The 11,006-nt window shown below is 60.0% G+C and carries 13 protein-coding genes; 7 read left to right on the top strand and 6 right to left on the bottom strand.

Going from position 1 to position 11,006, the window contains the following annotated elements; all coding sequences use genetic code 11:
* On the bottom strand, positions 1 to 224 hold a 224-nt coding region (locus K2Q04_RS10100; RefSeq protein ID WP_366935746.1), incomplete at its 3' end, for a kelch repeat-containing protein.
* A 123-nt stretch (positions 225 to 347) separates the two neighbouring features.
* Here K2Q04_RS10100 and K2Q04_RS10095 point away from each other — a divergent pair.
* Positions 348 to 557 carry a DUF2842 domain-containing protein gene (locus K2Q04_RS10095; RefSeq protein ID WP_291162778.1) on the top strand — a complete coding sequence of 70 codons (210 nt, stop codon included), beginning with the start codon at positions 348 to 350 and terminating at the stop codon, positions 555 to 557.
* On the opposite strand, the gene K2Q04_RS10090 is transcribed toward K2Q04_RS10095, so the two are convergent.
* On the bottom strand, positions 510 to 1,637 hold the full coding sequence (locus tag K2Q04_RS10090) for a polysaccharide deacetylase family protein (RefSeq protein WP_291162775.1): 1,128 nt from the start codon (positions 1,635 to 1,637) through the stop codon (positions 510 to 512). The two genes, K2Q04_RS10095 and K2Q04_RS10090, sit on opposite strands and share 48 nt — an antisense overlap.
* Before the next feature lie 30 nt (positions 1,638 to 1,667).
* Positions 1,668 to 3,893 (bottom strand): GumC family protein, encoded by a 2,226-nt coding sequence (locus K2Q04_RS10085; RefSeq protein ID WP_291162772.1) that lies wholly within the window; start codon positions 3,891 to 3,893, stop codon positions 1,668 to 1,670.
* Positions 3,894 to 4,087: 194 nt separating this feature from the next.
* Here K2Q04_RS10085 and K2Q04_RS10080 point away from each other — a divergent pair, with 194 nt between their 5' ends.
* Together K2Q04_RS10080 and K2Q04_RS10075 are read left to right on the top strand one after the other, a co-directional pair.
* Positions 4,088 to 4,762: a polysaccharide biosynthesis/export family protein gene (locus K2Q04_RS10080; protein ID WP_291162768.1), complete on the top strand. Its 675-nt coding sequence runs from the start codon at positions 4,088 to 4,090 to the stop codon at positions 4,760 to 4,762.
* A 52-nt stretch (positions 4,763 to 4,814) separates the two neighbouring features.
* Positions 4,815 to 5,981, top strand: a complete 1,167-nt coding sequence (locus K2Q04_RS10075; RefSeq protein ID WP_291162765.1) for a glycosyltransferase family 4 protein — start codon at positions 4,815 to 4,817, stop codon at positions 5,979 to 5,981.
* Here K2Q04_RS10075 and K2Q04_RS10070 read toward each other — a convergent pair.
* Positions 5,978 to 6,178: a hypothetical protein gene (locus tag K2Q04_RS10070; RefSeq protein WP_291162762.1), complete on the bottom strand. Its 201-nt coding sequence runs from the start codon at positions 6,176 to 6,178 to the stop codon at positions 5,978 to 5,980. The two genes, K2Q04_RS10075 and K2Q04_RS10070, sit on opposite strands and share 4 nt — an antisense overlap.
* A gap of 172 nt (positions 6,179 to 6,350) precedes the next feature.
* Here K2Q04_RS10070 and K2Q04_RS10065 point away from each other — a divergent pair, with 172 nt between their 5' ends.
* Together K2Q04_RS10065 and K2Q04_RS10060 are read left to right on the top strand one after the other, a co-directional pair.
* On the top strand, positions 6,351 to 7,715 hold the full coding sequence (locus tag K2Q04_RS10065) for a histidine kinase (RefSeq protein ID WP_291162759.1): 1,365 nt from the start codon (positions 6,351 to 6,353) through the stop codon (positions 7,713 to 7,715).
* Entirely contained in the window at positions 7,712 to 8,329 is a 618-nt protein-coding gene (locus tag K2Q04_RS10060; protein ID WP_291162756.1) for a response regulator transcription factor, read from the top strand. Before K2Q04_RS10065 ends, K2Q04_RS10060 begins: the two co-directional genes overlap by 4 nt.
* Positions 8,330 to 8,385: 56 nt before the next feature.
* Here the strand turns inward: K2Q04_RS10060 and K2Q04_RS10055 are convergent, their stop codons facing one another.
* Positions 8,386 to 8,907, bottom strand: a complete 522-nt coding sequence (locus tag K2Q04_RS10055) for an SRPBCC family protein (RefSeq protein ID WP_291162753.1) — start codon at positions 8,905 to 8,907, stop codon at positions 8,386 to 8,388.
* A 155-nt stretch (positions 8,908 to 9,062) separates the two neighbouring features.
* Complete coding sequence (locus tag K2Q04_RS10050; RefSeq protein ID WP_291162750.1) at positions 9,063 to 9,866, bottom strand: response regulator; 804 nt, start codon at positions 9,864 to 9,866, stop codon at positions 9,063 to 9,065.
* A 249-nt stretch (positions 9,867 to 10,115) separates the two neighbouring features.
* On the opposite strand from K2Q04_RS10050, the gene K2Q04_RS10045 reads away from it, so the two are divergent.
* Positions 10,116 to 10,355 (top strand): NepR family anti-sigma factor, encoded by a 240-nt coding sequence (locus K2Q04_RS10045; protein WP_291162747.1) that lies wholly within the window; start codon positions 10,116 to 10,118, stop codon positions 10,353 to 10,355.
* Positions 10,352 to 10,888 carry a sigma-70 family RNA polymerase sigma factor gene (locus K2Q04_RS10040; protein WP_092866969.1) on the top strand — a complete coding sequence of 179 codons (537 nt, stop codon included), beginning with the start codon at positions 10,352 to 10,354 and terminating at the stop codon, positions 10,886 to 10,888. The genes K2Q04_RS10045 and K2Q04_RS10040 overlap by 4 nt, the downstream gene beginning before the upstream one ends.
* Positions 10,889 to 11,006 lie beyond the last annotated feature (118 nt).

The following is an 11,006-nucleotide window of genomic DNA, read 5'->3' as shown; positions in this document are numbered from 1 at the left end:
GCCCGCGCGCTCAGCATGTCGGGCAGCTTCTTCCACTTGCCGGTGGCGGGATTGAACTGCTCGGCCTTGGCGGTGATCCCTGAGGGCGTCGCGCCGCCGACGACGACCATCGCAAAAACGAGCAAAGCGACGAACCACAGCCAAAGCGACACAGCGCGATTGCCGGAATTCTTTCCGAGCGTTGCAGCGGCTTCTCGTTTTACAGAAAGTTGCGCAGTCGTCATTGCTCGGACATATCCTCGGGCCGTCTTGAAGGGCGTGTGATACTCCTTCATGCACACAGGGCAAATGCGCCCATGAGGCGCGGCAGAACGGAAATTCAGGGTTCGGGGGCTATTTCAAAACAGATGACGCAACGCAAAAGGAAACTCGTGGGTACGGTCCTGTTACTATTGCTGATCACCGCCTATGCGGTCTTGGCGGTCGCAGTCGCGGTCGTCTTACAGGTCCGCAACGTCAGTACGACCGTGGAACTCATTTACTACGCCGTCGCCGGGCTTCTCTGGGTTCTACCCGCCGGCTGGCTCATTGCCTGGATGCAGCGTCCCGACGCGTGACGTTGCGGTGCCGCCGCGCCGAAGTGGAGACAGCGCGCGCTTAACGCCGTTCCGGAGTGCAAAGGGCAGACCTGAAAGCAAAACCTTGACCGAGCGCTGATCCTGAAAATCCCCATTGAGGGAAAGACGCGGCAGCGCCGTCATCGTCGAAGCATTGGATTTGCCAACGAGACCCTTGCGTGTCGTGACGGCGGTTTCGATGCCAAGGTTCCGGGCGATTTCGAATTCTCGCTCGCCTGCGCTTCCTTCGTCGCCGTAGGGATAGCTGAAGTGCCGGCATGGTTGTCCGAGCTCTTCGCTTACGCGCGCCACGCTGTCGGCAATTTCGCGCGTCGCCTCGGACAAGGGCAATTTGGCCAGCGCGAAGTGGTTGCAGGTGTGGGCGGCGATCGTGACCAGCGGATCGCCTGCGAGCGAACGGATCTCGTCCCAGTTCATGACCAGTCTTCGGCATAGCGCCAGCGGATCGAAGCCCGCCTGCGAGGCGAGCTCACAGGTTATGGCCCGGGCGCGCGCCTCCGGCATTCGGCGAAGCCACCAGTAGATGGCTTCGAACGCGGCTGTCTTTTCAGCATCGGTCCCCAGTGAGTAAATGTGTGGCCGGCCATCGCGATCGATTTTCAGGTTCGGAAGCCGCCTCAGCGCTTCCTCGAGCACCAGCCACCAGAGATCGCCCTCGCCATCCGCATAGGCCGTCGGCACATAGATGGTGAAGGGCGCTTCGTGGCGCTTGAAGATGGGATAGGCGAAATCCAGATTGTCCTTGTAGCCGTCGTCGAGCGTGAAAACAGCAAACGGCTTTCGATCCGATTGGCCGTTCTCGAGCCGCGCTTTGACATCATCGAGCCCGATGATCTCAAAGCCCTCGCCGCGTACGGTATCGATCACGGCATCGAGAAATTCCGGCGTGACCTTCAGGATGCCGTTCGGCTCGAAGCCTCGCGGCTTCTCCGGCGTCACGTGATGAAGCATCAGAATGACGCCGGCTTTGGGAATATTGCGGGCTGCCAGATTGGCCGCCCCGGAATAGTGAAGAGCAGCAAGGGTCGCTTTCAAAAACTCGTTCTTACTGCGCCCCATACGCCCCTACTCAAACTCGATTGACTAACGCTACGCCTGACGCGCGACTGGTGCTTGGTTCTGCGTGACGCGCGCCAAGCGTTGCATGAGCGCCGGCGCCACTGCCTCCCGCCGCTCGTAACGAATGACGTCGATTTCGGCGACTTCGAAGCCAAGGAACGTGCCGTCGCGATCTTCCGGTTCCGCCGATTTCCGCAAGGAGGACGCGACGGTAATTCCCGCATCGAAGCGACCTTCAATGCCTTCAAAAAGTCTGCGCGCCTCGTCGTGACGTCCGACCACGACGATGTGGTCGTAGGCCTCGTCAAGCGCGTCGAGCACTAGATTCAAGCGATCGATGTCGAACTCGCTTTCGTCTTTGCTCACGGCTCGACCGCTCGCGACGACGTGCGCGGTCGTTCCCGGAAGACGTTGAATGATGTCCTCGAACCCAGCGCGGCCAGTCAGCAAATCATTGAACCCAGCGTTCATGTCGAGGCCTGCGTCACGAGCAAAACCTTCACCGCTCGGGCTCCAGTCGACGAGGATTGGTTGAACGCCGGCCTTTGCCAGCGCCTTCACGAGCTCGCTTGCTTCAGCATAGGGAACGATGTCGTCGGACTCGCCAGTGATCAGCGTGCGGAAGCCGCCTCCGGCGCTCCGTCGCGCTTTGAGACGCCCGGCCAATTCTTCCATCTCGCCGTCGTTGAAAGCCGTGAACGATGCTTCCTTCGGAGCGGGTTCGGACGTCGCGTCGGCAGTTGCTGCAGGAGCCGGCACGGTCGCGAGCGCTGGCGCTGACTCAGGCTCGGGCTCGGACACCGGCATTTCGCTGATGAGCGGCTCTTCCCGTAACAGCGGGGGTTCGGAACGGCGGCGATCCGATGCGTTCTGCTTCCGGTATCCTTGCGGCGGCACGCCGTGGAACAGCGATCCCATGACGATCCAGGCCGTTCCAAACATCAGCGACGCGAAAGCCACCAAGGCGGAAAGCTGGAACTTCTTCGGGAAAATGGGGACGCTCTCGGCCTGCGCTTTGGAGATGATCTGCGCTTCGACCGGCTGAGCACGCGCATCGAGTTTCTTGCGATTGGCCTCGAGCTGGGCCTGTAGATTCTCGAGCTCGGTTCTCTTGGCTTTCGCGTTGGCTTCGAGTTGCCTCAGCTGAGCCTCTTCCGGCGCATTCGTCACAACGCGGTTTTTGATATCCGCGAGGCTCTGCGCAATGCTGCTTTCGCGGCCTTGCGCGACCTTCGCTTCCTTTTCCAGGCTCGAGACGATCTTGGAGATTTCGGAATCGATCTGAAGCTTCAACCCTGCGAGATCGGCATTGAGCTGGCGCATCCGCGGATGAGCTGGGAGCAACGTCGCGGAAAGTTCAGAGATCTGGCGCTCAATGCGGACGCGCTGCTGCACGAGGTTCTGGATCAGCGGCGACTTCTGCACATCGGCCAAGGCGTCGGCCGTACCTGCCTTCATCATCTCGCGTGCGGATGCGGCGCGCGCCTCAGCCTCGCCACGTGCCGCCTTGGCGCGCGACAGCTCGGCGGTAAGGTCTGACATCTGCTGTTCGTTAAGGCCAGTGTTCTGCGCTCCACCGCGGAAGCCGTCGATCTTGCCGCGATACCGATCGATCTCGGTCTCGGCCGTCGCCACTTCGGATGCGAGCTTATCGATCTTCCCTTTCAGCACCGTCTGAAGATCATCGATTTCGGTCACGCCCTGCTCCGCGAGGGACGCGCGGTAATTCTCGGCCATCGCGTTGGCGATTTTCGACGCAAGCTCCGGATCGATCGACGTCATGCGAATGCCGATGAAGCGGCTCTCTTTCGCGGTGTAGACTTCGAGACGGCTGCGGAATGCCGACATGACGCGATCGCGCTCGCTTTCGCCGCTGCGCGGACCGCCGATGCCGATCATGCGAAGCACGGCGTCGAGCTGATCGACGGGGCCAAGCGCGCTGTTGAACTCTCGTCGCTCGGCGAGTTTCAGGTCGTTAGCGATCTGCAGCATCAGATCGGACGATTGCAAAGCGCGGACGTGGGTGTTGATCGCTTCCTTATCCATCCGCGTCGTGACGAGATCGGGGCCTGAGGATGCGCTGCGCGGATCGGAAAACGTGCTTGACGCGCCTTTTGCGACGATCGCCAGCTCAGCTTCGCTTTGGTACCGCGGCGCCATCATCATCAACACGACAAACGTCACGCCGCCGAGCGCGATGGAGAGAGGCAGGAGCCATCTGCCTTTCCGCTTCAAGGCGTCGAAGACTGTCGACATTTGAATTTCGTCGGGCGAAACGGGGGCTCGCGGCGGCATATGTGGTGCTCGGTCAAGGGTTTCAGCGCAGCTAGAGTAAGCGGTCGTCGAGGTTAGCAACTGCTTAAGCGCATCGAAAAAATACAGCTTCTTAGGTTTTGTTAACCTGGCGGACCTAATGTTCCGGGTGTTCATTTTCCTCGGAAAAGTTGCTGATGTCCGTCCGACTGATCTCGTTTTGTGCCGCCGCTTTGTCGATCTTTGCCGGGGCATGTGCGCCTGATCAGGACCTCGCACACCTTAATACCCGGATTGGCGGCGATAGCGGTACCGTGGTGGACGGATATCCGGTTCCGGTCGTGCCGGCTTCGGCGGAGTCCGTCGCATGGGGCACGCCAGCTGTCTTTACGGTTGCTGCCGATGACAACGAGGGGCCGTACCGGCTCGATACCGGCGACCGGCTTCGCATCTTCGTCTATGGCCAACCAAATCTTTCGCGCCTCTACGTCGTCGATCAAGAGGGCAAGATTTCCGTGCCGTTGATCGGCAATATCGGGGCTCGTGGAAAGACCACCTACGAACTTCAAAAGCTCATACGCTCACGACTTGGCACCGAGTTCGTCAAAGATCCGCAAGTCACGGTCGATATTCAGCAGAACCGGCCCTTTTTCATCCTCGGCGAAGTGAAGAGCGCGGGGCAGTATCCCTACGTCTCCGGCATGACGGTCGAAACGGCCGTCGCGATCGCAGGCGGCTACACCGAGCGCGCCAGCGACCGCAGCTTCCGCATCAAGCGGCGGCAGAACGGTTTCGTTCAGGAACTCGAAGTTCCGGCCGACTATCTCGTGAAGCCGAGCGACACCGTTTACGTGTTCGAGAGGTTCTTCTGATCTCTACTTTCCTTCACCCGCCGTTCCCCCCAAATCGTCGAGTTGAGAAAAGATGCGGATCCTTCACTGTCTCCGGGCGCCCGTGGGCGGCCTCTTTCGCCATGTTCTCGACCTTGCCGAGGAACAGGCGAACCGCGGGCACGATGTCGGCATTCTCGCCGGCAACACAGCTGAAGACCGTCTGACGGCGGGACGGTTCGCTGCACTTGCCCCGAAGCTCACGCTCGGGATTTCGCGCGTTCCGATGAAGCGTATGCCGGGTCTTGGAGATTTCGCGGCCGTCCACGCCGCTTTCCGGCATGCGGGCTCACTCGATCTCGAGATCGTGCACGGTCATGGCGCCAAGGGCGGCGCCTATGCGCGCCTTGCGTGCTACGGCCTTTCGGTTACCGGGCGCGATGTGAAGTCGTTCTACACGCCGCACGGCGGTAGCTTGAATTTCAAACCCGGCACGCTCGAAAGCAAGGTTCTTCTTTCTGTCGAGCGCAGCCTCGATTCCATGACGACCGGCCTCATCTTCGAAAGCCAGTACGCCGCCGACAAATACGCCGCCCACGTCGGAACGCTGGGCGCGCCCCGGCGCGTCATTCCGAATGGCTTGGGAAGCCGGGATTTCGAACGCGCCGCAACGCGCACTGACGCGACGGACGTGCTTTTCATCGGCGAGCTTCGTCAGATCAAAGGCGTCGACATTCTTTTCAAGGCGATTGCCAAGCTCAAGCCTTCGCGCGCCGTCACAGCGACCATCGTCGGCTCGGGGCCGGATGGCCAGGCGCTTCGCAGCTTGGCGTCGAGCCTCGGAGTTGATGACATCGTGCATTTTGCCGGCGCCATGCCCGCGCGCGAGGCGTTCAAGCTCGGCCGCGTCATGGTCGTCCCTTCGCTTGCGGAGAGCTTCCCCTACGTCGTGCTTGAAGCGTCGGCGGCCGGGCTTCCACTGATCGCAACAAACGTCGGCGGCATTCCGGAGATTGTCGCCGGCACGGATACGGGGCTCATCGAACCGGGAAGCATCGACGCGCTCGCGACCGCTCTCACCGATACGCTCGGCGATCTCGACGCCGCGGCAGAACGCGCGAGCCGCGTCAGAGCAAAGGTCGAGCAGACATTTACAGTCGCTGCGATGACCGAGGCGGTGCTCGACTTTTACGAAGAGGCCTCTTTCCGCCGGACGCGGCTGCCGCTTCGAATTCCGAAGCTGCTCGGACAGCGCGGTTAACGAAACGTCGTTAACGTCGCCTCCGCGTCGGTTTCGGTAGCTGATGCGTCGCCGGCGCGCGGCTGATCGATCAGCGGATTGCTCACGATCGACAGTCGCACCTTGGCAAGGCGAACGCGCGCCAAGTGATGATCGATCAGCTCCGCGAGGCGCACACGGTTCAAATTCGACACATATGATTTAAAATACGTTGACATAAAACGGTACGTTCCCGGTCTCGGACGCGCTTTCGCGTGCCGCTCCTCACAAGGGATGCACGTTCTCTGCCAACAGAGCCGATCGGGAATTTTTCCCTATATATGTGTGGCTTGACGGCCAATGCGGCGTGGCTCAAAGTTATAATATTACACAGGTCCTAGCGATTTTCGGATGCCTCTCAGACGTCGCCTTCTCGCGCTTGTCGCGCTCGTCCTGGCGCTTTGCCTTTTCGCCGGAGGAGCGCTCACCTATTGGCACGGGCTGCGGAAGGTTGATCTCGAGATGTCGTCGGCGATCGACGTCGGCTCCAGCGCCGTCAGCGATGCGTTGTCCACGATCGGCTCCAGCGCGGACGCTCTCTCTCAAGTGCAGAGGCTCATTTCATCGTTCGACGGCGACCGTCACCTCTCGGTGCGCCTCGTTTCTCCCGACGGAAAGGTCACCAGCGCTTCGCACCTTCTGCCGCCATCAGATCCTCCGCCAAGATGGCTTTATTGGCTGCTTTCCGGCTCGCCCCGCGCGCGCTTGTTCGACATGCCCGGTGAACTGAAGCAATTCGGGACGATCACCATCGCTGCGGACTCTCACAACGAGGTCGGCGAAGTTTGGGAAGATCTCAAACTCAAGTTCGCAATCATCGGGAGCTTTTGCTTTATCGTGCTGGCCCTCATCTACGCCTCTCTGGGGCGGGCGCTGAGGCCTCTCGAGCAGCTTTCCTCGGCGCTCGACCGCGTCGGCGAGGGAGATTATACGGCGCACGTCTCGGAAGACGGCCCAGAGGATCTGAAGCTCATCTATCGCGCCTTCAATCGCATGGCCGGACAGCTGCAGGAGTCCGAGCAGCAGAACCAACGGCTCAACGAGCAGCTGTCGACAGTCCAGGAAGAAGAGCGGTCGGAGATTGCGCGTGATCTTCACGACGAGATCGGGCCGTTTCTGTTCGCGGCCGACGTCGACGCGCAGGCGATACCTCTTCTCGTATCGCGGGGCGACGCGGATGAGGCCGTCGATCGCAGCAAGGCCATCCGGCAATCCGTCCAGCATATGCAGGTACATTTGCGGGGTGTCCTCAGTCGACTTAGGCCGGCGCTCCTGATCGATCAGGGGCTCACGCATGCCGTGGAGAACCTCGTCGCCTTCTGGAAGGCGCGTCGTCCGCAGATCGAATTTCGCATGGATATCGAGGACGCGCGGTACCCGTCTGCGATCGAGGACGCGGCATTCCGCATTCTGCAAGAAGGAACGAGCAATGCCGTTCGCCACGGGCAACCGGCATCGATCGGACTCGCCGCGCGGCGAACGGACAACGGAATGCTGCGTATCGTGGTCACCGATGACGGCTCTGGAATTACTGCAAAAGGAACACGAGGCTTCGGGCTCCCCGGAATGCGAGAGCGCGTTGCTTCGCTCGAAGGGCTGCTCACCATTGCCGATCGTGAAGAAGGTAAAGGTGTCACGTTGATTGTTGAAATCCCCCTCCCCGCCTCGACCGGCAATGCCGCGCGGCAAGAACCCCTATCTGAGAGCGCGGCATGAAAATTCTTATTGTTGACGATCACGGCGTTGTTCGAGAAGGCTTGAGGAAGCTTTTCGTCGTCCATTTCGAAGCAACCGTCATCGAAACGGCGGGCCTTGAGGATGCGCTCGCGGTTTACGCGGCCGAGCGTCCGGATGTCGTCGTGCTCGACCTCAACCTCGAAGGTGCAGGCGGGCTCGAAGTCCTGAGGCGGATCGTGTCGGCGGACAGTGCGGCGCGCGTCATCGTTTTCAGCATGCATCACGAACCGATCTACGCCGTTCGGGCGCTTCGCGGCGGGGCACGCGGCTATGTCAGCAAGAGCGCGCCTGTCGAGGAATTGATCACGGGCATTCGCAAGGTACGCGCGGGCGAGCAATATATCGACCGCGATCTCGCGTCTCGCATCGCGGTCAGCCAGATTTCATCCGACGATCCTTTGCAGTCGCTGTCGACACGCGAAGTCGAAATCCTGAGGATGCTCGGGCAAGGCAAGAGCATGACGGCGATATCCGACAATCTGGGCATCGCGTACAAGACGGTCGCCAATATCTGCACGCAGATGAAGGTGAAGCTCGGCGTCGACCGCACCGCCGATCTCATCCGCCTCGCAATCGAGACGCTGAAGACGTGAACAAAAAAAGGCGCCGGATCGACCGGCGCCTTTTTTGCGTGCTGTATTTGCCAACTCTACTTGGCGCCGGCTGTCGCTTTGATGTTGTCCAATCCGGCCTTGAAGATGCCTTCGATGACGCTCTTGGCTTCCGCATCAGGTTTGCCTTCAGCGTCGAAAACCGCCGACCAGGCAAAGTTAATCTCATCTTCGTCATCATCGTCGGGCGTCAGCGCGAACTGAGCCTGATAATTTTTGACGGGCAGCGGGCTTTCGACGATCTCGTAGCGATAGAAGTTCGGCTTCTCGTCGAGAAGCTTTTCCTTGATCTTGCCGCCGTCCTTCAGCGTCAGAATGCGGAATTTCGCGTCACCTTCGGTGACCTCTTCGCAGTTCGCGATTGCCGGATGCCAATCCTTGATTCCGCACCAGCCCCCGAACTTGGCCCAGAGCCTCGTCCGCTCTTCGTTTATTTTCGCGGCGTCGACTTTGAGTTCGAGCTTCTTGCCTACCGCGAGGCTTGCGGCGTCGGCGTGCGGAGCAGCGGCTATCATTCCCGCAACCGCGCCCGCGATCACAAGGCCCTGTGCGAATTTCATTTGACGTAACTCCCTTCTCTTTTTTGCCCTACGCTCTTACCGAGAAAACGCAGGTGGCTGCATTCACAACCGTGTTACTTTATTACAAGGAAGTTTTCTACGCCGACGTGGCCGGGCAGCTGATGACATGCCCAGCGCGGGTTGCTCAAATCATTCTAAGCGGCCGCAGTTCTCGGATGGGCTTTGGTATCAAAAAACAGCGCCTGGCTGATGATGGCCATGACCGTGTCGCGCTGGAAGGGCTTTGAAATCAGAAACGTCGGCTCGGGCCGTTCGCCGGTCAGGACCTTCTCGGGGTAGGCCGTGATGAAAATAATCGGCACCTCGCGCTCGGCGACGATTTCTTTGGCGGCCTCCAGTCCGCTGCTGCCGTCGGCAAGTTTGACGTCCGCGAGGATCAGCCCCGGCATCTGACGTTTAACCGCGGCGAGCGCCTCGTTCTTGGTCGTCGCGACGTCCTGCACGGTGTGGCCGAGGCTCGTCACGATCGTTTCGAGGTCCATGGCGATCAGCAGCTCGTCCTCGATGATCAGGACGTTCGTCGCCACCTGGTGAGCGATTTCCTGCCCCGCGATCTCGAGCAGCTTTTCAACTTCCGGCTCGCCGACTTCCAGAATTCCGGCTGTCTCAGAGGATGTGAAACCCTCGACCGCGACCAGCAGGAAGGCCTGCCGCGGCAGGGAGCTTATGGAATTTATGCGCCTCTGGGCGGCGCCGAGAGAATTCGGGCCGTCCTCCGCGCCTTGTCCATCCAAACGGACGGAATTCCATACCCGCAAAAACATATGATAGAGCGCCATCCGCGGCGGCATGTTCGGTGGAAAGTCGGACGGCGTAGAAACCAAGCTTTCAAGCAGCGTGGCGACGTAAGCGTCGCCCGTTTGCTGAGCGCCTGTCAGCGTGCGCGCGAAACGCCGAAGGTACGGCAAATGCACGCGGATCGTCTGGGCAATCGACATAATTCCTGAGCCTCCCGAACCATCCAGATAAGCTTTTTTGAACTCTCTGGAACCGCCAGCTCCACCGCGTGTTTCTGCATGGCGGCCAATATGCACCGTAACACCAACGCAAGACTAATCGGGATGGTTCCCCCTCAGGAACAAATTCTCTCGCGCCACGTTCGGCACTGGAGCCCCACATTCAGAACTTTCCTAGAGGAGTTTGTCCCAATCGGGGCCATTCATGAACTTCAAGGGCAAATAGCTATCATGCAGCAGCGCCTCGACCCGCCTGATGATAGCGCGCGGACCGAAGATGAATTTCCGAATTCCGAGCGCCATCCGGAACTCGATGTTGCACAGCCTGCGGTTCCGCGGCTTCCAGGTTTCGCAGCGCAGCTGATTGGGCAGCGCATGCGGGCCATGTACGACAACATCGCTCAGGAACCTGTGCCAGACGACCTTCTCGATCTCGTTCGTCAGCTCGAGAGCAAGGAGCAGTCAACGTGACAGAAACTCCAAGCTTCGGCGACGCCCTTATACAGGCGATCCCAAATCTCCGGGCATTCGCTCATTCACTCAGCGGCGATGCGCAGCTTTCGAACGACCTGGTGCAAGAAACGCTTTTGAAGGCCTGGACGCACAAAGACTCGTTCGTGCCCGATTCCAACCTGAAGGCTTGGCTCTTCACCATCCTTCGCAACACGTACTTTACGCATTACCGCAAATCGCAGCGTGAAGAGCTCGATGAAGATCACGCGGCCATGAACGCCAGCGTTCCGGCCACGCAACTTACCCACCTCGAATTCGACGATATGCAGAAAGCCTTAATGCGATTGACGGCCGATCATCGCGAGGCACTGCTGCTGATCACGGCGGAAGGATTTTCCTATGAAGACGCAGCGAGGGTCTGCGGTTGTGCGGTTGGAACGATGAAGAGCCGCGTCAATCGGGCTCGCAGCCGGTTGCTCGAGGAGATGACGGGGCGGCCCGCAACCGAAGATCACGGCCACGAGCCGTTCAAAACTTCGACCAGCCGCTGAGACCGCGGCGCCGGAGCCCCAATGGGCCGACGCCGCATAAAAAAGACGGATAACGAGCATCAATTGCCAGAACTCGTCCTGGCCGAGGAACCGGGAACTATTTCTCGGCGCCGGGCGT

This window comes from Hyphomicrobium sp. (assembly GCF_019753045.1).
In the GTDB taxonomy this organism is placed as follows: Bacteria; Pseudomonadota; Alphaproteobacteria; order Rhizobiales; family Hyphomicrobiaceae; genus Hyphomicrobium_B.
This window is presented reverse-complemented; position numbering and strand designations above follow the sequence as displayed.

Coding starts and splice junctions, on each gene's coding strand:
- K2Q04_RS10095 (WP_291162778.1), top strand. CDS start 348: ATGACGCAACGCAAAAGGAAACTCGTGGGTACGGTCCTGTTACTATTG.
- K2Q04_RS10090 (WP_291162775.1), bottom strand. CDS start 1,637: ATGGGGCGCAGTAAGAACGAGTTTTTGAAAGCGACCCTTGCTGCTCTT.
- K2Q04_RS10085 (WP_291162772.1), bottom strand. CDS start 3,893: ATGTCGACAGTCTTCGACGCCTTGAAGCGGAAAGGCAGATGGCTCCTG.
- K2Q04_RS10080 (WP_291162768.1), top strand. CDS start 4,088: ATGTCCGTCCGACTGATCTCGTTTTGTGCCGCCGCTTTGTCGATCTTT.
- K2Q04_RS10075 (WP_291162765.1), top strand. CDS start 4,815: ATGCGGATCCTTCACTGTCTCCGGGCGCCCGTGGGCGGCCTCTTTCGC.
- K2Q04_RS10070 (WP_291162762.1), bottom strand. CDS start 6,178: ATGTCAACGTATTTTAAATCATATGTGTCGAATTTGAACCGTGTGCGC.
- K2Q04_RS10065 (WP_291162759.1), top strand. CDS start 6,351: ATGCCTCTCAGACGTCGCCTTCTCGCGCTTGTCGCGCTCGTCCTGGCG.
- K2Q04_RS10060 (WP_291162756.1), top strand. CDS start 7,712: ATGAAAATTCTTATTGTTGACGATCACGGCGTTGTTCGAGAAGGCTTG.
- K2Q04_RS10055 (WP_291162753.1), bottom strand. CDS start 8,907: ATGAAATTCGCACAGGGCCTTGTGATCGCGGGCGCGGTTGCGGGAATG.
- K2Q04_RS10050 (WP_291162750.1), bottom strand. CDS start 9,866: ATGTCGATTGCCCAGACGATCCGCGTGCATTTGCCGTACCTTCGGCGT.
- K2Q04_RS10045 (WP_291162747.1), top strand. CDS start 10,116: ATGCAGCAGCGCCTCGACCCGCCTGATGATAGCGCGCGGACCGAAGAT.